The organism is Occallatibacter sp., from assembly GCF_049510455.1.
Lineage (GTDB): Bacteria > Acidobacteriota > Terriglobia > Terriglobales > Acidobacteriaceae > Telmatobacter.
The window spans coordinates 14,271-35,477 of the sequence record NZ_JBEKYX010000037.1; the positions used below are offsets into that span (position 1 = coordinate 14,271).

The following is a 21,207-nucleotide window of genomic DNA, read 5'->3' on the forward strand; positions in this document are numbered from 1 at the left end:
TTATTTACAAAAACAATGCTAGCAGAAAACCTCATAATTATATGCAAACTATTTTGCATATTTTGAAAATATTTTTTGTCCCGCGCGGACACCGAGCGTTTTTACTGTTTCGTCTGTCAGCCGATGTGTAATTCTCTCCGCGCTGTTTCCGCCACGCGGCCCAGATCCGAGGTGGTTAGCACGCGAATGCTGTGCTCCTCCATGGTCTCCACTCCAAAGCGGTACAGTTCCAGCCGCTCCGGCTCATCTTCTGTTGCTCCAACCTTTACAGCAGGCTCGATAATCGCGGTCAGATCGAGCGACGCCTTCTCGACGCGCTCGACTCCAGCCCGCAATCCGGCTGCCGAAAAGGCCAGTACCTTGGCCATCTCCACGCCTGGCTCCAGGCTTACCGCATGAAACATGCGGATCATACCGTTCGGCCTGTAACCGGCATCGATGCGAAGCGGGTCACCGGGCCGCGTGTACTCGGAGGCACGAATCTGTTTCCGCATCAGCTCCCATACCCCTGCCCGCTCAAACTCACCGCGCATCTCCGCCTGAATCGCGCTGCGCCCGCGGAGCTTCGAAATTCGCTCGCGCGGCGGCGGCTCAACATACAGCCGCATCAGCTCTTCCACTCCTGCAGGCATGCTTTCCGCCAGGTACGCCTTCGGCTCGGTCATCTGCACGTTCAGCGAAAGCGACTCCGAGAGAATCTGCTTCAGCTTACCTTCCGGCTCCTCTCCCAACGCTCGGCGCAGTTCGCTCTCCATGCCTTCCAGCATTGCCGTGTCGGCCTCCGGGTCGAGACAACGTACCCGGCGCCAGTCGCGTGTGAAACGGACCTGAACCGGTTCGCCGGTTCCCGGCTCGCGCAGAATCACGCCAATATGCACAAACTCGTTTCGCACCGCATCCGGCACGTACCGGAGCAGTTGAAATTCGCAATTCCGTCTTTGTTTTCCAGACGCCATCGTCTCCTTAGTTCACTCTGCCTTCGATGCTAGCTTCCCAGCGGGAATCGTTCCAGCCTTTGGCGGCGAATTTATCGCCAGGACCCCAATTCGGAAATGGCTGGCGGTCGGAGTTCCCGAATGCCTCGATCAGCTCGCGTATCTTTCCGCGCCGCGCGAGCAGCTTTTCGGCCAGCGCCTCCAGCTCCGAGATATTTCCGCCATACCACTCATGCGGAATCTCATTGACCGCCCCCCACACGACATCTTCCGAAAGCTTCTCGATCTTGAACAGCCATTTTTCGAAAGACTCCCATCCACGCACTTCCCTATAAACAAGATTGCGATAGTAAACGCCCCGCAGCGGCAGATCTTCAAAGCGCCACTCCCCGGCATGAAAGCAATATCCGAAATCGATAAAATGTGCCGTATACCTTCGCTCCCGCTGCTTTTTCACAAAGACCGCCTGACGGCCATTGGCGTTGCCGGTCCATTTATCCAGCGCCAGAACTCCGGCGAACTCCTCGATGTTCTTTACCTCGGCCAGCTGTTCCTCCGGCAGATAGTCGACCACCTGGCCCGGCATCAATCCGCCGGCAAAGCGCGAGCCGAAGTGCAAACCTGGCTTGCACCGCTCCCGGCTGCGTCCAAGGTCCATCTCCAGCTCAGGCGTGTTCTCAATTAGCCACTGCGATACGTCGACCAGATCTGCTTGTGGCGTCGTCAGTCCGATTGCCGCGGCAAGGCGTGTTGCCAGAAGCTCGTTCGCCAGCACCCGTGTATGCTGCGGGTTGTTCTGAAACTTGACGACGTATACATGGCCGTCGGCGCCGAGCATCAACTGCCCCTGTGCGCCGCCACGCATGCGCCGGATATGCTGCACCGCCGTTACCGCCAAAATTGCTCCTGTTTCACGTTGCAGGGTTTAACTGATTCCAGCATACAGCGATCAGTTCCTGTTTCCTCCTTCCAGCATCTCCGCGCGGGCAGAGAGCCCGATTGCCATTGCCATGACGCGATCGTCGTGCGTTCCGGCGCGCGCGCCGCTGCTGCCGTCGGGCAGCCGCACAAAGGTCCGGCACTCGGCCAGCAGCTCCCGGCTCATGAACAGCTCCGGCTTTTCCACCAGCGCGGCATTTAGCCGCGACAGCATCGCGGGCCGGCTCACGGAGCTGGTCAGCCATCCTGTCTGTCCGCTCTGCCGGAAGATGTTGCGATACGTGCAGACGGTTTCAAGCAGCGCCAAAATGCCGCTGCCGTGATTGTTGCGTTCGACAGCCAACCATGCCTGGTTATATTCCCAGGCCAGCTCCTTCATCTTCTGCGCCAGCTCAAGGCCGCCTATGTGTGCCGCGAACTCCGCACATTGCATCCCCGTTTCCATATCGATCACCTGGGCCGCGGAGTAATCTCCTTCACTGCCGCCGCCCGCAGGATCAACTGCCACCAGATACCTCCTGCCACGAATGGCCGGAAGCCAGATGCGAAGCCGATCATTGTTCCGCGTCTCCGTCGGCTCCGGTACATTGAGAATGCGCTGCTCCAATGGTTCGCGCTCGAAGATCGATTCACCGCTCGCCAGAAAACAGCTTTCGGCGTCTTCGGCATACTCCTGCTTCGCCAATCCGTGAAAGCTGGCGCGCAGATGCCTGCGGTAGCCAATCTGTTCAAGGTCCAGACTGTGAAGCTCGATCAATCTGTCCTCTTCTTCCGTGAGAGAAGCCCGATCCACGGCAGTGCCGCGATAGCGCGCTTCCATCCACCAGGGAAAGAAGTGCCGCACGGTGCCTGTCTCATCGGCCCTTTTCCATTCCTCGTAAAAACATCCGCCTGCACCCTCCGGCGTGGACTCGAGAATCACCTCCGCGCCCGGTGCGAGTGCAGCCCGCAGCCCGGCGAGAATCTCCGCCGGGTTGAGCGGCCAGCGCGCCAGCTCCGAGCAGTGCAGGTTCTGAATCGTCCATCCGCGTCCGGCGTTACGATCGCCTGCCGAGACAACGCGGTATTGCGAGTCAATCTCCGGAAAGACGATCTGCCGGGCGTTCTGCCGCGAAGTTCTAAGAGGTCCTTCGCGGAGTTCGTCCGGCAGCCAGTCCAGAAACCGGTGTACCATCCGGAAGATCTCTTCGGCGGCGTCTTGCGTATGCGCCACCTGCACAGTCATGACTCCCGGATGCGTGATGGTTTTGAGAAAGAACCGTGCGGCGGTCCAGGTTGTCAGTCCCATCTGCCGGGCTTTGAGCACAATGTTGCGCTGACCGCGACGCTGCTCGAAGAGCTGCTGCACGGAGTTGGCGCGGAGCGGACGGCTGTGTCCGTCCTTGCTGCGGACAAACAGCAGTTGCTCGGCCAGCTCCATGCATACCGTCCGTCCCTGCAGATGCGCCGGACGTCGGTCCAGGATCTTGCCGGCCTGCGCAAGATCCTCCCGCGTCCAGCTTTCCGCTCCCAGTACGGGCTCTTCGACATTCATGCTCAGCTCCCTTGTTTCCAGCCATTTAGTTATGTAGCGCAATCTGCGGCATAGTTGCGTTAGCGTTCCATCCGTCGGCAGGCGGCGTCATGGAGGAGTTCAACGCTCCTCCGGTTGTGGCGCTGCCGCTCGACGGAGTAAAGCCGCTGTCGGCCATCATCATCGAGCCCACGCTGGTCAGCGTTGCGATTGCCGAGCTGGCTGTGATTCCGAGGTAGTAACGGGCGCCTCCCAAGAGGCTGCAGGCGCTCGTGAAGGAGAGCGTCACGGTGTTCGTGTTCGGCGCGAACTTCGATCCTGGCGTGGCTCCGAGTTGGCATACAAGTCCGCCCGTGGCGTTGTAAATACCGATGTCATAGAAGTCCGAACTGCTTACATCGGCTGCCGAAGGCGTGTAACTGATCTTCGAGGCCGAAAGACTGCCCGAAAGCTCAAAGCTGTACAGCTCGGTGGCATTTGCGGAGAATGAGACCCCCGGGGAGGTTTTCTGGCCTCCGTTTGTCCATTCGGTCAACTGATAGCCAGTCTGCGATGCGATGGCGCTGTGGACGAAGGCATCCGTGGCAACCTGGTTTGAAGCGTCCGAAGTAGTCTGTGTCGTCGCTGTTGATCCATTCGGCAGAGTCTTGGGCACTGTCGAGACGGGTACAAAAGCTGAGAACCCAAACCACAATGCTCCGCCCATCGGCGCACCACTCACGCCGACTTCGAGCGTATGTCCGTTCAATGCGGATGTAGAGAAACTGCATGGATCGGATGAACCCGCATACCCATGAAGAGCCACTGTGTTTGCCGCGGAAATGGTGACGGTGCAGGTGAAGATGTTCGTGCTCGCAGTCATATCGAAGACATTTACAGCCACTGTTCCTGTAGTGCCAGTCGCCATTTCAGTCACAAGGTTGATGGTTCCCAGGGGTACTCGGCATCCATTGCAGACGGTGAACGGTTCGCCGATCGCATTGAGATCGAATCCTCCGATGCCGCTGGGCGAGTAGATGAACCCACTCGCAAGATTGCTTCCCGACAGGCTATAAGGAGCGGCAAAGGCCGTGCTGTTCGACATATACTGCGCGTTGCCCGCTCCGGGTCCCGTAAGAAGAGCCGTCGAATAATCCAGGATGAGCCCGCACATGGATGTGAACGGAGACGAGGCGAACTCCCCCAGCGAAGAAGCATCGAACTCACCAGGGGTGCATCTGGCGGAGTTTGACCACACCGGCAGCCTGACGTTGTTGAGATTGCCTAGAACACGATTGCCAATTCCCAAATCGTTTACCTGCGCACCGGGATTATCGGAGTTGTTTGCCAATCCGACAGAAAAAATATTTCCGCTGCCAAGGAGCTGCAATCCTGCGGTCGCCGGAGAAGGAGAAGCTGGTCCGCCGATTCCGCCGATCACATTACTGGCACTTGCTGCCCACACCACCTGCGGCCCCATCGTGTTTCCCGCGCACTGCGTCAGAGCAGCATAGGAGATGGTGAACCCTCCACCCATCCACACCTGATTTGTGCCGTTATTCAGGCCCCAGCACTCGTGGTAGAAATGCGAGACCGTCCATCCACCCGCGGCGTTCTCAGGTCCGTTCAGCACCATCGGACCAAGCGTCAGTGGGTTATTTGCGTTATAAACACTCCACCCGTCGATGCTCCTGTGATTGCCGGCGTAAGAAACCCACGGCAATGCAACATTGAAACTCAGGTTTTTGTAGGACGCAGTGTCCGGCGTGTAATTGGAAATGTTGCCGTTGATCACCGGCAGAACTTCAGCGTATCCGTAATAGAGGTTGTCCGCTGCGATCCGTTCAAATTGTCCAAAATATGTCCCCTGCTGAATCATGAATGCCCCAGAGGGTACAGTCCGAGGCGGCGCCGGACCAATCGTCTGAAAGTTCAAGTCGTCATACATCCCCTGTGGTCCGCCGGCGGTTGTAGCATTCGAAGCAATATACGCGACCCCGGCATTTCCCAAATACCACGGAGGCAGGTCTCCAGTCGGCCCGCTCGGACTGGAAAATCCCCACGATCCTGTCAGTTTCGACGCGGCTCCGCTGTAGGCCGGAAAGAATGTCACGCAACTGTCTCCCGAAGGGCAGAAAGTCGTGCTTGTCACGTTTCCTGTGATTGTTGCGGACAGGCTGATGCCGGGTATGGAGATTACTTTCCCAATCGGTCCGTCAATGGGGGCAAATTGAAAGTTTCCGCCGTTTGAATTCGGATTGGCGACGGTTAGCAGATCAAATGTTCCGTCCGCGCTTTGAGCGATTGAGGCGCCCTGAAACACGCTTGGACCGGGAGTGATGAGTGGAGCGCTGCTTGCCGGCAATCCCGCGGTATTTGTGATCTGCATCGTGCCACTGATCTGCCCTGTAGTGTCGGGAGTCGCGTTGCTGAAGCCGTTCAGGGATGAAATTGAACTCTGGAAAATGAATGTGTTTGTCGCTGTAGTTGTCGAGATGGAGACTGAGGCCGGAGTGCCAGGAGTGAAAGTCCCTCCTGTAAACGAGATGGAAGTGGGGGCAACGGTGTACACGCCAGGATTCATAATCGTGAATAGAAGTCCATTTGCTCCTGTCACCGAAGCGCTGCAGGTAGCCTGCGAGGAGAATGTGCCCCCGTTAACTGTGCAGGTCCACGAGCCCGAATACCCTGATCCGACATTCTGCGAGGCAATGGCTACGCTCACAGGCATAGCTGCGGGACACATCGCTGTTTGCGTTGTGTTCGACAATGCCGCGAGCGTGCCGGTAAAGGTCGTAAAGTGAACGGGAGCATTGCACTGAATCTGGCCGCCCATCTGATTCGACAGGGCAACCGTGCATGTGTAGGGAGCAGTCCCGGACGTACACTGAATCGAAGACTCCGCCGGATAGGTATCGTTGATCGTTTCGGCAACCTGAACGCCGGTGAACCTTCCGAAAGTCGTCTGACCGTTGCCCACCGACGGACAATTTCGTTGTGTCGGGCACGACACATCCACGTTATCGTCCACGCGAATTTCAAGTCCCTTGAGATAGGTATACCCAGAGCCGATGACCTTTCCATCCGGGCCCTGAAACACGTCCTGACCAGGAAAGCCAGTCACAAAAGAGACGATGCTTCCATCTCCCTTAACCGGCACCGGATTATAGGACCCAGCCACTCCGGCGCTCAGATCAATCGCCTGCGCAAAACATGAAAACTGCGCCCCTCCAGCAGTAGTTCCCGGTGCAGGAAAGAGGATTGCCGCTCCAGAGGTATGCGCCGCATTGTAGGCAGCTTGAATAGCCAACGTATCGTCGTTGCCGATCTCAAATTGCCCGTTCGGATTTGAGGCGTTTGGAATCGCGGTTGTCAGGCCGGAGCCGAGTGCGGTTGTATTCACAGGCTGAGTCGTCAGATTGGTAAGACTCACTGCGTTGCCGGATACGCCCGACACCAGAGCCGCAACAGGAAGATTCGTGTTCCCGGCGGCTGCTCCTGCGCCCCAGAGAATAAGGGTCTGGCCTACTAATTTCGATGTCGCTCCTGCAACCGTGATGGTTGTGGCTCCTGCCGAAGCGGTTAATGCCGAGTACTCCAACAGGTTGCATTGCGCATTGTAGGGCGGCGCCATGATGTTGATGACGTTGTTGGCGCTGGAGACAGAGGTACTGGAGCTGACCGCGGAAGCGGCAATACTGCCGGTGACAGTGACACCGTTGCTGCCATTCGATGAGACGCCGGGCAGGGCGGCCTGCGCGCCGAGGCTGGTGAGAGCGGCCGCGGCGGTGGTGGCGCCGGTGCCGCCGGCGGCGATTGAAAGATTGGTAACGCCCGCGATGGTGGTGCCGGTGCTGCTGTAGACCGCGATCTGGCCGCTGGTGCCGGAGTTGATGATGCCACTGGTGCCGGACCCGGTGCCGGTGCCGGTGCCGCAGGCGGTTCCGGTGTTGGAGAGGAAGCCGGAGTTATCGATCTGCAGGCAGAACTTGCCACTCGTGGCGGCAAGGCCAGGGAACTTGATGGCGGTTGGGCTCTGGAATGCAGCATCGAGATTCGTGCTGCCGCCGGAGTAGATGTCTGTTTCCGTGCCTGTACCGGTTTCGAAATTGAGACGGATGTGGCCTGTGGCGTTACTGGTATCCAGGTACGTGTCGCCGGAGTTGGTGTTCTGGAAGGCCTTGAGAATATCGATGTTGCCGGGCGCGGAGTTGAGTGACCAGTTGTTGCTCGCGTCCTTGACCATGTACCACTGGCTTGTGCCGGTGTAGTCCTTGTAGGTGAACGATCCCTTCTGCGTGGCGGTAAGGCCGGGCTGCAGATAATAGTCCACTTCCGTATCCGCTCCGTTTCTTACGCTCAGCGTGCCTGCGGACAGAGAGGTTCCGTTCACTGAGAGGCTGCCGATGAACTGCGCGTTGCCGGTATTGCCGATGGTGGCGACCGCGGTGCTGGTTAAACCGCCGGAGCCGATGACAATGCCGCCGGTGCCTGCATTGTTGGAGCCATTGAGAACGATGGAACCAGTGCCGGCTGAGTTGATGACGGTCTGATTGTTGGTGCTGCCCGCGGAGACAATTTCCGCGATGGAGTTTGGCGCGGTGACCTGGTTGGCGCCGGCAAATGTGACGGTGGGCGCGGAGGTATATCCGCTGCCGATCGCGGTAACGGCGACGGATGCAACCTGGAAGCCCGCGCCGCCATTGCAACTGAGGCTGGTGGAGGCTGCCATGGTGGCCGTTGCTGTGGCGCCCGTGCCTGCGCCCCCAGAGATGGTGATGGTGGGCGGCGTGCTGGTGTTATAGCAGCCGCCGTTGTTGAGCACGATGTTGGTGACGACGTTGGCCGTGGCGGAAAGATACTGGCCGACAGCGAGCCTGTTCACATTGTTGAGCAGATCCTGCAGCGCCCAGGTCTGGAAGCCGGTTCCCATGGCGTCGGAGTAGCCTTCTTCCCAGCGATAGCCGTAGTCGGTCTGGATTTCGTTGGAGATTCCGCGCTCGTTGCCGGAGCCAATGCCGACGCGGATGTGATTGGTGACGGTTGCATCCTGCTGGCTGGCGTACCAATCCCCTTTCATGCCATTTGCATTGCGGTGGAAGGCATCCCAGAAGCTGTTGCGGCTGCCGTTGTCGATCAGCTCGCCGGTGAAGAAGGTGCCGCCGGTGAAGACAGCATTCCATTTGGAGCCGGAGTCGGCCTGATACTGGATGGTGGAGTTCTCGTTGCGGAGGCCGTCGATGGTGTTGTTGACGGCGTTGGGACCGAGATGGAACATGGTGGAGCAGCTTTCGACATCGCCGCCGGACCAGGTGTTGCCGTCGCCTTCAAGGACATTGACGCCGATGGTGCCGACGATGGGTGTGCCACCGCTGACGCTTGTGGGGCAGACGACGTGTGTCTTGACGAATGTGCTGGCGTTGGCGAAGTTGCCGAGCGCATCGCCGGTAAGCTGCCAGCCGGTTCCGAAGCCGTTGATGTAGACATCGATGAAGGTTCCGCCGGCGTAATTTCCGGTGCCGTCAAGAACGACGCCGATCTGGCCTGTGGCGTTGTTGCCGTTGAGGTAGATGCCGTCGAGGCGGACCTCTTGCGCGCGCTCGAAGTAGATACCGGCAGCGCCGGCGCCGGCAGTGGCGGTATTGATGTTGATGTCGTGCATGAAGAAGCCGGGCGTGTTCGCGGCTCCGGTCCTGTCCCCGATCTGGAAGGCGTTGCTTGAGCCGGTGTAAACCCAGACAGTGCCGCCCTGCGTGCCGGAGGCCGTGGAGCCGCCCTGAAACCCGCAGCCGTGAACGACGACGTTGCGCGTGCCCGCGGTGACGATGAACTGCGCGCTGGTGGTAATGGTGGCGCAGGGCAGATCGATGACTGCGTTGGGTGTGGCGATGGTTACGTTCGCGGCGATGGTGAGCGTGCCGGGAAAGTTGCGTGCGTCGCAGACGCCGCCGAAGGTGGAGTTGAGATTGTTGACGCAGGCCTGGAGCTTGGCTCCGATGTCAGCGCCGGGAAACTGATCCACCTGATAGACCGCGCCAAGTTGGACGGCGGTGAGCGGGCCTGTGGCCGCGCCGCCGGCGAGGGGGAGAGCGAGCGCGAATTGTCCGTCAACATAATGCTTGTCGGCGGCCTGAAGAGGTGTGGTTGGGTCGCCCGAGAGATAGAGCGGGCCGGTGAGAGTGCCACCGTTGGCGGTGAGATCGCTGGCCTGAGCCGTCGCGATGGCTTGATCGACGTAGGTTTTGTTGACGGCCTGGATGGCCTGCGCGGCAGGCAAGATCTGCGCGCGCACCGCGCCGATGGTAGCTTGCGCGGCGGCGGGAACGGTCCAGTACTCGGTGTGGACGCTGCCATCCGAGAGGTTGTAGATGACGGTATAGAAGAGCCCGCCGGGGTAGGCTCCCTGATTGGCGGCGAGATCGACGCTGACGAGACCGCCCGCACCGATGGCCACCATGGTTCTGCCGGCAGCGATGGCCTGGCCGGCGGCGGTGGTGAAGGACGGCCAACTGATCTGGAGCATGCCGGCAGCGGGCGTACCATTGGCCAGATAAACGGTTCCCTGGACCGTAGTGGTGGTGACGGTGGTGGTGGTGACACCCTGGGCTAACGCGGCCCAGACCATGCCGGCCCAGAGAAGCCAGTAAACGAGCCACTGTCCTGCGCGGAATAAGCCTCCGCGAACGGCCTGCATTGCCTGATTGTCTGTACTTATCTGTCGCTTGAAGGTGTACACGTGAGTTTCCTCTTCCCGCCAGGGCAAAAATTTGGGCGTCTGCCGCGAAAACGGCAGACGCCCGGAGTGGTTTGTGGATCGTGGTTCGAAAACAGTGGTTCGTGGTTCGTGGACAGTAAAAAGCCGGAGCATCGGCTCCGGCTTTTTTATTTCGCGAGATGTATGCGGTCAGACGTAGATGGATGCGCCTGACTGGTTGACTGCGGCTTGTTTCGATTCATGGCTGGGCGCGCTGGGCCGCGGTGTGCTGCGACAGGAGCGAGTTCCCGGCGAATTCATGGTTTGGGACTGGTTGACGACAGGCAGTCCAATTTCGTTGATGTGTGTGCTGCCGATGTTGCTGTGTGCCCCGGCCGGTTCAGGCTGAGCGGTTGATGCCGCGGCTGCTTTGACTGCGACCGGTTCTGCGAGTGCTTCGACTGCGGTTTCCGGCTCGGGAATCTGCCCGAGCTCGCGGGTTGCTGCTTCCTGCGCTGCTTCTGCTTCGTTTTCCAGCTCGACGGTCCAACGCTCGATGAGAGTGGGACGATCAAGCTCCGCTTCTTCGACCGCGACGATCTCCGCGCCGTCAGCCAGCTTAATGATGAGGCTGGCGGCGTTGACGGAATCCTTCTCTTCCACCATGTAGAAGAGCTTGTTGACGAACCTCTCAGGGTCTTCTGCAATCTTTTGGTAAGCGAGATTGCTTACATTGATCATGGCCGCACCGCGCGGCTTCTTCTGCTCTCTTCTGCTGCTGCGATTGAACGTTCTGCAATTGCTCATAATCTAATCTCCGGTTCTATTTAGGTAGGTACTTCTCCGGACGAAGCCCCCAGGGCAGAGATCGAAGCAGTATTCCCCAGATCTGCTTGAAACACCTCTGCCCCAAATGCGCCAAATTGCGCGCGCCTTGCTATAAACTTCCGAGCGCATTGGAAGCGACCGTCGCGCACGTCGACATGCGAGACAGCAGACCGATGCCCTGAAGGCTGAATCCGTTTGTAATTTATGCGGAACGACACGTCTCTTCCACGAAGCGCACAAAGGCTCCGGGAAGCTCATCGCTCCCTGTGTGTTCTCTTTTGTCTTGACTATGTTTTAAGAATACAAAATCGAGCCATAATTATATGCAAACTCCACGAAAGTTTTTTCTCCTTTGGAATGATGGGGTTGCAGAGTTTTCCACAGGGATGGGACTTGACAAGATTTTCCCGATTCGGGAATTTGGGTCGATTTGGGACTCTCCGATGGCGCTCTGCGTCAAATTCTTTTTCGGCGGGAGGAGATGCATGAAACGGTTGACGGCGCTGGCTCTGTTTCTGGTGGCATCGGGTTTGCAGTCGCAGCAGGCTTCGCAACCGGCGTCGCCGCTGCATGCGCTGGTGGACCGGCTGTATGCGTATGCGGATCAGTACCGCACCACGCTGCCGTCGCTTTCCTGCAATGAGCGCATTGTTTCCCAGGAGGTGAGTTTTAACGGCAAGGTCAAGCGGCAGGTGCGGCTCGAAGGCACGATTCGGGAGCTGCGCAAGACGCCGCCCGATCCGTTCGACCCGTTCAGCGAGCAGCATAGGATCGCGAAGGTGAACGGAAAGCTGGTGAGGGCACCGGGTGGGACGCTGGATGCGGAAGATTTGAATCTTCCGTTTTTTATTCAAGGCATCTTTGCGAATCTGATCGGCTTCCACCGCGAGGAGCTGAAGGATTGTTTTGTGTATCGCGCTTCTCCGGTGAATGACGGCAGAGCGGATGAGGTTCAGGTTGAGGCCGATCGCAAGGCCGAGCCGCCGGCTGAAGCCTGCCGGGCGATTCTGGCCGGCACGCACTACATGGTGATTGCCGATGCCGAGACCGGGCGCATTGTTCACAGCGAGCGCACGATCCCTCCCGATGTCTCCGAGCAGAATGGCGAAGCCTATTTCGCTTCCATTGACTACGCTCCGGTACAGTTCGGCGACCGCATCTTCTGGCTGCCTGCGAAGTCCTCCGCGCATGATGCTACCGAGAGTGGGGAGATGGAGTCGGTTTACTCGAACTGCCACCGTTACGCGAGCGAGGTGCGGATTGTGCCGGAGGTGCCGCAGACTGGAAAACCGCAGTGAGGGCTTCATCCGGTTTAGGTAGCAGGTTGTCGTGGCGGTGCTGGATTGTCTGCGATGGATGCGGAACGGTAGGATTCGCTTTATGAACGAAAGCGTGAAACGAAGGAAGCCGGTGCTGCTGGTGCATGGCGGGGCGTGGGCGATTCCGGCGGATGCGGAAGTGGCGCATGAGCGAGGCGTGAGGGCGGCGCTTACGGCCGGCTGGAGCGTGCTGGAGCGGGGCGGAAGCTGCGTGGACGCGGTGGAAGAGGCCGTGGTGGCGTTGGAAGACGATGAGACCTTTGACGCCGGGCGGGGAAGTTTTTTGACCAGCGCCGGGCGGGTGCAACTGGATGCCTTGCTGATGGACGGCGGGCGGATGAAGGCCGGCGGCGTGGCGTGCGTGGAGCGGCTGAGGAATCCGATTCGTGCTGCGCGGGCGGTGCTGGAGAAGAGCCCGCATGTCTACTTTGTGGGCGCGGGGGCGGAGGATTTTGCGGCGGCGCATGGGGTGGAGTTGATTGATAACTCCGCGCTGGTGCTGGACCGGGAGCGGGAACGGCTTAGAGGCGCGCAGGCGAGGGCAGCGAAGGGATTGGCCGATGAGACGTTTTCTGGGGCTATGGATGACAAGGGGCCTGAGACGGCTTACGAGAGATCAGCGGTCAGAGATCAGAGATCAGAAATGCTCTCCCATGACACGGTGGGGGCGGTGGCGCTCGATGTAGATGGAAATCTGGCGGCGGCGACTTCTACCGGTGGCACGCTGAACAAGACGCCGGGGCGAGTGGGGGATTCCTCGCTGATTGGGTGCGGGTGTTATGCGGATAACTTGTCGGCGGCGGTGAGCCTGACGGGGTGGGGCGAGCCGATTATGAAGCTGGTGCTGGGCAAGTGGGCGGTGGATCGCGTGGGGGCCGGTGTGGCTCCGGAGCTGGCGGCGCGGGAAGCGATTGATTATCTGTATAGACGGCTGGGCGGGCATGGCGGGATTATTCTGCTGGGTCCGGATGGGCGATGGGGGCTGGCGCATAATACGCCGGGGATGGCCTGGGGTGTGGGGACGGAGTTGGGTTTGGAGACGGGGTTGAAGAGCAGTTTTTAGCTTTTAGCTCCCAGCTTTTAGCTCCGTGACGGTAGACCGACCGGGAGTGCTATCCCAGGTTCCAAAATCGGGACCTGTGGCATCCAGGATTCTGTGAAAAAACGGCGGTAGTCTGAACGTATGGCGCGATTGATATTGGCTTCGGCTTCGCCGCGTCGCCGGGAGTTACTGGCGCAGGCTGGATTTTCCTTCATCGTGCATCCGGCGGATGTGGATGAGAGTGTGCTGCCGGGGGAGGAGCCGACGGCGTATGTGACTCGGCTGGCGCGGGAGAAGGCGCAGGTCGTATTTGATGCCGTGGGTGACAGCGAGGCCGTGGTGCTGGGGGCAGACACCACGGTTGTGCTGGATAAAGAGATTCTGGGCAAGCCGATAGATAAGGCGGATGCGGTGAGGATGTTGCGGGGGCTGAGCGGGCGGACGCATCGCGTGATTACGGGCGTGGCGGTGGTGAGTGCGCGTGGTGTGGAAGCTTCGGCGGAAGTGACGGAGGTTCGTTTTCGCGAGATTTCAGAAGCCGAGATTGCCGCGTACGTGGAGACGAGCGAGCCGCTGGATAAGGCTGGAGCTTACGGGATTCAGGGGCGTGCCGGGAAGTGGATTCCTCGGATTGAGGGATGCTACTTCAATGTGGTGGGGCTGCCGCTGGCGAGGGTGAGCGCGATGCTTGAAGAGCATGGCGGCGGTTGACAGGTTACGGGGGCCAGTGGGCAGATTGGCTTTTGTGCTGTCCCGGGTCCCAAAAACGGAGCCTGGGGGCACCGCGCCAGTTATGGAATCACAGTGACAAGAATAGTGTTCTACCGTTTTCTTCGGTTCCGGCGCTTCGAGGAACGGAAGCCGGTGGAAGCAGTTGAACGTGACGAAGTGGAGAGCTTCCGCTCTCTGGAACCGCTTCAGGCCGTAGGGCATGTTGTCATCGTAATCCCGTTGTGGCCTTGGCTGAAGCCCCGCTCATCGCGATGAAGCTGCGATGAGTGGGCCTTTTGTCTACTACTGCCGAACCTCCGGCTTTAACTGCTTCGATAGGAACTCGGCTGTCGCCTTGTAGCTTGCCACCCAGTCCCGCCAGAGCAGGAAGTCGTGAATCTCATCCGGGTAGACGATCTGCTCGAATGGCACATTGGCCGCGCGCAGGCGCTGCACCAGATCGACCATCTGGTTGAAGGGGACGTTGCGGTCGTCGTCGCCCTGGATGAGCAGCACTGGCGATTTCCATGTCGCAATCGAGGCATCGGGTGAGGACTCCCACGCCAGCTTTCTTGCGGCAATGTAGTCCGGAGCTTTGTTTGCTGTCGGGTCGTCTTCCTGGAAGATCACGCTCCAGTCATGCACGCCGTGATAGTCCACGCCCGCGGCAAAGAGATCGGAGTTGCGGGAGAGCGCGAGCGCTGTCAGCAGGCCGCCGTACGAACCACCCCAGATGCCGATGCGCTTCGAGTCTATGGTTGGGAGGGTTTGCAGAAATTTCGCCGCGGCTACTACATCCTTGTATTCGGATGAGCCGCGCCAGCCGCCATTTGGAGCTACGCGGAAGTCATGCCCGTACATGATGCCGAGACGGTAGTTGACCGAGAGCACGGTAAAGCCCAGGCTTGCCAGATACTGATTCTCAGCATAGGCATTGTGATAGTAGGGCCGGTAGTTGAAGCCGAGCAGCATTTGCCGCATTGGCCCACCATGCACGAAGATCACCGCAGGTCCGCGACCGTTATGATTTGCCGGTTCAAAGAGCTGCCCGTGAATCGCCAGCCCGTCTTCGCTCTGGAAGGTCACCTGCTTCGGCGTCACCAGCTTGTTCGATGGGAAATCCTTTGGCAGCAATGAGCCAGAGAGCAGAATCCGCTTGCCGCCTGCGATGCGATACAGCATTGCAGGGGTCGTTGCTGTCGAGCCAAAGCAGACAAGCATCTTGCCGTCGCCTGTTTCTGCCGGGCTCCACTCAATTGTCTCGCCTTGCGTAAGCGCTATTGGAGTTCCGCCTGCCGCAGCTACGCTCCAGATATGCCTGCGGTCGATGTCACCCTGATTGGACGAGTAGAGGGCAGTCTTTCTATCGACGCTCATTTCCACGTCTTCAATCTCGAACTTGCCTGGCGTGAGCAGTGTTGCCTGGCCGCCGCGCAGCGCGTCAATGGAATACAAATGTCCCCATCCATCCTGCTCGGAGTCAAAGACGATCCGCTCGCCCGCCGCGTAATGAAATGAGCCTGCGGAAAAGCGTGGCAGTGAGTCACGCAAGCCCGCGCCGCTGTGCCAGATTTCGTGCGCCTTCAGCGTTGTTGAGTCTGTTGCGTCGGTATCCGCCACCCAGATGGCCCACGGCTCCGGCGTCTGAGGAATGATCGGCAGCTTATTCTGCTCACCCGGCAGACGCATGAAGGCCACGTGCCTGCCATCGGGTGACCAGCGCGGCTGTGTGTCGCGATCGACGGACGGAGCAACGTAGCCGGTCTTCACCAGCTTGCCGTCCTTCACTGTGGCAATCGCAAGGAAGGCGTGATCGCCGCGGCTCAGTGTGTAAGCGATGCGGTCTCCTTGCGGAGACCACTTCGGGTTCTGGGGCGTGCCGCGCTCGTCAGTTAAAGCTACTGCTTTTTCTTTGCCCGCAATTTCGGCAATCCAGATGCGATGCTTTGCGGTCCATAGAGCCCAGCGGCCATCGGGCGAGATCTGAATGTCCTCGCAGTCCTCGCTTCCGCAACCCATATCACCCAGCAGCTTTGGCTCGCCGCCCTGTATAGGCACGGCCCACGCCTGCTGCAGCGGCTGCGCGGGCTCCGTCGTGGGATTCGCGGCGCGGCCTTCATCGTTCAACTCCGTTCCGCGCGCATAGAGCACCGTGCCGCCATCCGGCGTTAGCCGAACCGAATCGATTTCCTGCCCGTTGTCGCCGGTGTAATGCGTTAGCTGACGCGGGGTGAACTCCGGCCCATCGGCAACCCAGATATTGCGCTCACCCTTGCTGTTCGAGACCCACGCAATCGTGGAACCATGCTCATCCGTTGCCAGATCGGAAGGGAACGGCGCGCTCATCACCTGCTCTACGGTGAAGGACTGCGCCGAAGCACTGAATGCAGTAAAGACAAAGAGAGCGGACAGCGCCACGCGACGGTAAACAGAAAAATGCATGAGACCTCCCAGAAGAATGGGCAGAGAGAAGGCGTACTTCTTATGGGAATGAGTATAGAGACTGCGGCTTAGCCGATAGCAAACCGTACCGGCACGCCGGTGCGCTGCGCAAACTCGTCGCGGGTGACACCTTCGGCGAGCTCCGTGACTGCGATGCCATCCGGAGTTACGTCCATCACGCCGAGGTCCGTAATGACGCGGTTCACTACGGCAGCGCCGGTGAGCGGCAGCGTACACTCCGGCAGCAGCTTGGGACTGCCGTCTGTGGCATTGTGCTCCATGAGCACCAGCACGCGCCGCACGCCGTTTACCAGATCCATCGCACCGCCCATGCCTTTTACACGCTTGCCGGGAATCATCCAGTTGGCAAGATTGCCGCTGGCAGAAACCTGCATGGCGCCAAGAATGGCGAGATCGATATGTCCGCCGCGAATCATGGCGAAGGACTCCGCGCTTGAAAAGATTGCCGCGCCCTCCAGTAGTGTCACAGTCTCCTTGCCTGCGTTGATCAGGTCGGCATCGACTTCACTTTCGAGCGGATACGGACCCATGCCGAGGATTCCGTTCTCTGACTGCAGCACAACCGAGATGCCTGCGGGAATGTAATTCGCCACCAGCGTAGGCATGCCGATGCCGAGGTTCACGTAGTAGCCGTCCTTGAGCTCGGCGGCGGCGCGTTGCGCCATCTGGTTGCGTGTCCAACCTCCGGTCTGGGCCATTAGTTCGCACTCCTGATCGTCCGTCGCTCGATGCGTTTTTCAGGTGTCGGGTTATGCACCACGCGCTGCACGTAAATTCCCGGCGTATGAATCTCATCCGGGTCCAACTCGCCTGGCTCTACGATGATCTCCGCTTCCGCAACGGTGACTTTGCCACATGAGGCAGCGAGCGGATTAAAGTTGCGCGCCGTCTTGCGATAGATGAGATTGCCGTGCGGATCAGCCTTCCATGCCTTCACGAGCGCCAGGTCCGCTTGCATCCCGCGCTCCAGAATGTAAGTTTGCCCGTCAAACTCCTTGTGCTCTTTCCCTTCAGCCACGACCGTGCCAACACCCGAGCGCGTGTAGAAGCCCGGAATGCCCGCGCCGCCTGCGCGCATGCGCTCCGCCAGCGTGCCCTGCGGAACAAACTCCACTTCAAGCTCGCCGGCCAGAAACTGCCGCTCGAACTCGGCATTCTCGCCCACGTAGCTCGAAATCATCTTGCGAATCTGGCGCGTCTCAAGCAGCAGCCCGAGGCCCCAGCCGTCTACGCCTGCGTTGTTGCTGGCCACAGTGAGGTTGCGCTTGCCGGTGTTGCGCAGCGCTGCAATGAGAGCCTCTGGAATGCCGCACAGGCCAAAGCCGCCAACGGCCAGCAGCATTCCATCCCGCACAATTCCTTCAAGCGCCGCGGCCGCGCTGGGCCAGAGTTTATTCATCGTTGCATTCCCATAATGCCAGAGAAAAATAGCACGTTAGACCAACGGGAAGAAACCGTACCGAATTGAATGACGGGTGATTGCCTCAGCTTGCTTCGCGATGCGATACTCGCGGTCGAATGATGTGGAAGTCAGGCGCATCTAACTATAGTGAAAAAGTTGCAAGAAGGAGTTTGCATGTCCGCAAGTACCGCGAGCGCGGAGTTTGAGCTAACGGAAGAACAGGAAGAGTTGCGGCGCGAGATACGCCGCTTTGCGGAGCGCGAGATTGCTCCGCATGTGCGCGAGTGGGATGAGCATTCTACTTTTCCCACAGAGATCGTTCGGCAGCTTGGCCAGATGGGCCTGTTGGGCGTGATCTTTCCGCCGGAGCTGGGCGGCAGCGGCATGGGCTACGTGGAGTACGTGCTTGCCATTGAAGAACTCTCGCGCGTGGATGGCTCTGTTGGCATTATTGTGGCTGCGCATAATTCGCTATGCACGAATCATCTCTATCTTGCCGGCAATGCGGAGCAGCACAAGCGCTGGGTGACGCGGCTGGCATCGGGCGAGTGGCTTGGCTCATGGGGGCTGACCGAGCCGGGCGCGGGCTCTGATGCGCTTGGTGCGCGCACCACGGCTGTGCGCCGCGATAACGGTTGGGTGTTGAACGGCAGCAAGACCTTCATTACCAATGGTGGCAAGGCGGATTGTGCGCTGGTAATTGCGGTGACGGACCGCGAGAAGAAGAGCCACGGTTTGACGGCCTTCCTGGTGGAAAAAGGCACGCCTGGTTTTCGGCCGGGCAAAAAGGAAGACAAGCTCGGCCTGCGCGCCTCGGACACTTCGGAGCTGATCTTCGAGGACTGCTTTGTGCCGGATGAGAACCGTATTGGCGCAGAAGGCGAAGGCTTTATTGACTCGATGCGCGTGCTGGATGGCGGGCGCATCTCGATTGCCGCGCTGGCGCTTGGCATTGCGCATGGAGCTTACGATGCTGCGCGCAAATATGCGAAGGAGCGGAAGCAGTTCGGTAAGGCAATTGCGGAGTTTCAGGCAATTCAGTTCAAGCTGGCGGACATGGCCACGCAACTCGAAGCTGCACGGCAACTGACTCTGCGCGCTGCGCGCAAAAAGACTGCGGGCGAGAAGGTTACGCTTGAGTCTTCGATGGCGAAGCTGTTTGCCAGCGAGGCCGCGGTGCGCATTTGCGATGAGTGCGTGCAGATTCACGGCGGCTACGGATTCATCAAGGACTATCCGGCGGAGAAGTTTTACCGCGATGTAAAATTATGCACCATCGGCGAGGGCACCAGCGAGATTCAGCGCATGGTGATTGCGCGCGAGATTCTGAAATAGCCGCGGAGAACAAATGAGTAACACATTGCCCTCAAAGCTGGATACCAAAGCCACGCGCTACGGGAAGAATCGCGAAGCGCTGCTTGTGCTGCTCGGCGCCATGCGCAGCGAGCAGGAGACGATTCGGCTTGGCGGCGGCGCGAAGGCGATTGACGCGCAACACGCGAAGAAGCGACTGACTGTGCGCGAGAGGCTCGCGCTGCTGCTCGATCCGGGCGCGGTTTTTCTGGAACTCGGCCTGTACACCGCATACAAGATGTATGAGGAGTGGGGCGGCGCGCCTGCAGCGGGCGTTGTGACTGGCCTGGGCCGCGTGCATGGCAGGCTCGTGATGGTGATTGCGAACGACGCCACCGTGAAGGCCGGCGCATTCTTTCCCATGACAGCGAAGAAGGTGATTCGCGCGCAGACGATTGCGCTTGAGAATCGCATACCGACGATTTATCTGGTCGATTCTTCCGGCGTGTTTCTTCCGCTGCAGGAGGATGTGTTTCCGGATCAAGATGATTTTGGGCGCGTCTTTCGCAACAACGCGGTCATGTCGGCAAAGAATATTCCGCAGATCACGGCCATCATGGGGATGTGCGTGGCGGGCGGCGCGTATCTGCCGGTGATGACGGATACCGTGCTGATGACCGAAGGCAGCGGATTGTTTCTTGCCGGACCCGCGCTGGTGCAGGCTGCGATTGGGCAGAAGGTGGGCGCGGAAGAGCTGGGCGGAGCCACCATGCACTCGGAGATCTCCGGCACGGTTGATTTTAAAGAGCCGGATGATGGGGCCTGCATTACGCGTGTGCGGTCGCTGGTGGAAAAGCTGGGAACGCGTGGCAGAGCGCCGTTTAGTGCGATTCCCTTTGATCTGAAGAGGGATGCGCCGCTCTATGCAGCGGAGGATTTTTACGGGCTGCTTGATCCTGATCCAGCGCGTTCCGGGACCAACACATACGACATCCATGAGGTGATTGCGCGGCTGGTGGACCGCTCGGAGTTCGATGAGTACCGCGCGGGTTATGGACGCACGCTTGTCTGCGGTTATGCGCGCATCGGTGGCTATGCGGTGGGCATTGTGGCTAACCAGAAGCAGCATCAAACTACGACTGCGGCGGGCGGCGACCGACGCACTGAGTTTGGCGGCGTGATCTATACAGAGAGCGCGGAAAAAGCGGCGCGCTTTATTCTCGACTGCAACCAGAGCCTGATTCCGCTGATTTTTCTGCACGATGTGAACGGCTTTATGGTGGGCCGGGATGCCGAGCAGAGTGGGATCATTCGCGCGGGAGCGAAGATGGTTGCCGCCGTTTCCAATTCTGTGGTCCCGAAGATTTCTGTCATCCTGGGCGGCAGCTTTGGCGCGGGCCACTACGCGATGTGCGGGAAAGCCTACGATCCGCGCTTCTTGTTTGCGTGGCCCACGGCACGTTACGCCGTGATGAGTGGAGCCTCGGCCGCAAACACGCTCGTTGAAGTACGCGTAAAGCAACTGGAGCGCGGCGGCCACGCTCTCACCGACGAGGAGCGCAAGCAGATTTACGACGAGATCAAGAACACTTATGACACGCAGGCCGATCCGCGCTATGGAGCCGCGCGGCTCTGGGTGGATGCGATTGTCGATCCTGTGGATACGCGAGCCGCGCTGATTGCGGCGCTGGAAGCGGCGAGCCTCAACCCGGATGTTGCGCCGTTCAATCCAGGTGCAATTCAAACGTAAGACTGATGAACAATGCAATCCAATTCGTCGAGTGCCCGCGCGATGCATGGCAGGGATTGGCTGGCGCAATTCCAGCCGCGGCCAAGGCGGAATATCTGCGTGCGCTCATTACGGCAGGATTTACCCGCATCGATGCGGCCAGTTTTGTTTCACCGCGAGCCGTTCCGCAAATGGCGGATTCGGAAGAAGTGCTTGCGCAGCTTGACGTGCCCGCCGATGTCGAAGTCATTGGCATCGTGGTCAACGGGAAGGGCGCGGAGCGTGCGATTGCTACCGGCAAAGTCACGACGCTTGGTTTTCCGCACTCCATCTCAGCGGAGTTTCTGCACCGCAATCAGA

General features: G+C 59.4%; 14 protein-coding genes. 6 read left to right on the forward strand and 8 right to left on the reverse strand.

Features of this window, described 5'->3' with window-relative positions:
* Positions 1 to 116 precede the first annotated feature (116 nt).
* The 5 genes from ABSG47_RS08720 to ABSG47_RS08740 all read right to left on the reverse strand — a co-directional run bounded on the left by ABSG47_RS08720 (position 117) and on the right by ABSG47_RS08740 (position 10,867).
* Positions 117 to 956, reverse strand: a complete 840-nt coding sequence (locus tag ABSG47_RS08720; protein WP_424168918.1) for a DUF3037 domain-containing protein — start codon at positions 954 to 956, stop codon at positions 117 to 119.
* A 7-nt stretch (positions 957 to 963) separates the two neighbouring features.
* Positions 964 to 1,833 carry a HipA family kinase gene (locus ABSG47_RS08725; protein WP_424168920.1) on the reverse strand — a complete coding sequence of 290 codons (870 nt, stop codon included), beginning with the start codon at positions 1,831 to 1,833 and terminating at the stop codon, positions 964 to 966.
* A 51-nt stretch (positions 1,834 to 1,884) separates the two neighbouring features.
* Positions 1,885 to 3,408 (reverse strand): terminase large subunit, encoded by a 1,524-nt coding sequence (locus ABSG47_RS08730; protein ID WP_424168922.1) that lies wholly within the window; start codon positions 3,406 to 3,408, stop codon positions 1,885 to 1,887.
* Positions 3,409 to 3,433: 25 nt separating this feature from the next.
* Entirely contained in the window at positions 3,434 to 10,102 is a 6,669-nt protein-coding gene (locus tag ABSG47_RS08735) for a beta strand repeat-containing protein (protein WP_424168924.1), read from the reverse strand.
* A 168-nt stretch (positions 10,103 to 10,270) separates the two neighbouring features.
* Complete coding sequence (locus ABSG47_RS08740; RefSeq protein ID WP_424168926.1) at positions 10,271 to 10,867, reverse strand: hypothetical protein; 597 nt, start codon at positions 10,865 to 10,867, stop codon at positions 10,271 to 10,273.
* A 506-nt stretch (positions 10,868 to 11,373) separates the two neighbouring features.
* Here ABSG47_RS08740 and ABSG47_RS08745 point away from each other — a divergent pair.
* The 3 genes from ABSG47_RS08745 (at position 11,374) to ABSG47_RS08755 (ending at position 13,960) form a co-directional block, all read left to right on the forward strand.
* Positions 11,374 to 12,186: a hypothetical protein gene (locus ABSG47_RS08745; RefSeq protein WP_424168928.1), complete on the forward strand. Its 813-nt coding sequence runs from the start codon at positions 11,374 to 11,376 to the stop codon at positions 12,184 to 12,186.
* 82 nt (positions 12,187 to 12,268) lie between these two features.
* Positions 12,269 to 13,270, forward strand: coding sequence for an isoaspartyl peptidase/L-asparaginase (locus ABSG47_RS08750; RefSeq protein ID WP_424168930.1), 1,002 nt, complete (start codon positions 12,269 to 12,271; stop codon positions 13,268 to 13,270).
* A 120-nt stretch (positions 13,271 to 13,390) separates the two neighbouring features.
* Complete coding sequence (locus tag ABSG47_RS08755) at positions 13,391 to 13,960, forward strand: Maf family protein (RefSeq protein WP_424168932.1); 570 nt, start codon at positions 13,391 to 13,393, stop codon at positions 13,958 to 13,960.
* A 303-nt stretch (positions 13,961 to 14,263) separates the two neighbouring features.
* Here ABSG47_RS08755 and ABSG47_RS08760 read toward each other — a convergent pair whose 3' ends face one another.
* The 3 genes from ABSG47_RS08760 to ABSG47_RS08770 all read right to left on the reverse strand — a co-directional run bounded on the left by ABSG47_RS08760 (position 14,264) and on the right by ABSG47_RS08770 (position 17,822).
* A complete protein-coding gene (locus ABSG47_RS08760) occupies positions 14,264 to 16,402 on the reverse strand; it encodes an alpha/beta hydrolase family protein (protein ID WP_424168934.1) in 2,139 nt (712 codons plus the stop codon).
* Positions 16,403 to 16,470: 68 nt separating this feature from the next.
* Positions 16,471 to 17,121 carry a CoA transferase subunit B gene (locus ABSG47_RS08765; protein ID WP_424168936.1) on the reverse strand — a complete coding sequence of 217 codons (651 nt, stop codon included), beginning with the start codon at positions 17,119 to 17,121 and terminating at the stop codon, positions 16,471 to 16,473.
* Positions 17,121 to 17,822 (reverse strand): CoA transferase subunit A, encoded by a 702-nt coding sequence (locus ABSG47_RS08770; RefSeq protein ID WP_424168938.1) that lies wholly within the window; start codon positions 17,820 to 17,822, stop codon positions 17,121 to 17,123. Before ABSG47_RS08770 ends, ABSG47_RS08765 begins: the two co-directional genes overlap by 1 nt.
* 177 nt (positions 17,823 to 17,999) lie before the next feature.
* Here ABSG47_RS08770 and ABSG47_RS08775 point away from each other — a divergent pair, with 177 nt between their 5' ends.
* From ABSG47_RS08775 to ABSG47_RS08785, 3 genes are all read left to right on the forward strand, one after another.
* Positions 18,000 to 19,160, forward strand: a complete 1,161-nt coding sequence (locus tag ABSG47_RS08775) for an acyl-CoA dehydrogenase (RefSeq protein WP_424168940.1) — start codon at positions 18,000 to 18,002, stop codon at positions 19,158 to 19,160.
* A gap of 13 nt (positions 19,161 to 19,173) precedes the next feature.
* On the forward strand, positions 19,174 to 20,868 hold the full coding sequence (locus ABSG47_RS08780) for an acyl-CoA carboxylase subunit beta (RefSeq protein WP_424168942.1): 1,695 nt from the start codon (positions 19,174 to 19,176) through the stop codon (positions 20,866 to 20,868).
* Between the two features lie 5 nt (positions 20,869 to 20,873).
* Positions 20,874 to 21,207: beta/alpha barrel domain-containing protein (locus ABSG47_RS08785; protein ID WP_481133024.1), on the forward strand; the 334-nt coding region annotated here is incomplete at its 3' end.

Excerpts from the sequence above, each read along its gene's own strand:
- ABSG47_RS08730 (WP_424168922.1), bottom strand. The coding sequence starts at position 3,408 with ATGAATGTCGAAGAGCCCGTACTGGGAGCGGAAAGCTGGACGCGGGAG.
- ABSG47_RS08770 (WP_424168938.1), bottom strand. The coding sequence starts at position 17,822 with ATGAATAAACTCTGGCCCAGCGCGGCCGCGGCGCTTGAAGGAATTGTG.
- ABSG47_RS08755 (WP_424168932.1), top strand. The coding sequence starts at position 13,391 with ATGGCGCGATTGATATTGGCTTCGGCTTCGCCGCGTCGCCGGGAGTTA.
- ABSG47_RS08750 (WP_424168930.1), top strand. The coding sequence starts at position 12,269 with ATGAACGAAAGCGTGAAACGAAGGAAGCCGGTGCTGCTGGTGCATGGC.
- ABSG47_RS08760 (WP_424168934.1), bottom strand. The coding sequence starts at position 16,402 with ATGCATTTTTCTGTTTACCGTCGCGTGGCGCTGTCCGCTCTCTTTGTC.
- ABSG47_RS08740 (WP_424168926.1), bottom strand. The coding sequence starts at position 10,867 with ATGAGCAATTGCAGAACGTTCAATCGCAGCAGCAGAAGAGAGCAGAAG.
- ABSG47_RS08765 (WP_424168936.1), bottom strand. The coding sequence starts at position 17,121 with ATGGCCCAGACCGGAGGTTGGACACGCAACCAGATGGCGCAACGCGCC.
- ABSG47_RS08780 (WP_424168942.1), top strand. The coding sequence starts at position 19,174 with ATGAGTAACACATTGCCCTCAAAGCTGGATACCAAAGCCACGCGCTAC.
- ABSG47_RS08745 (WP_424168928.1), top strand. The coding sequence starts at position 11,374 with ATGAAACGGTTGACGGCGCTGGCTCTGTTTCTGGTGGCATCGGGTTTG.
- ABSG47_RS08775 (WP_424168940.1), top strand. The coding sequence starts at position 18,000 with ATGTCCGCAAGTACCGCGAGCGCGGAGTTTGAGCTAACGGAAGAACAG.
- ABSG47_RS08720 (WP_424168918.1), bottom strand. The coding sequence starts at position 956 with ATGGCGTCTGGAAAACAAAGACGGAATTGCGAATTTCAACTGCTCCGG.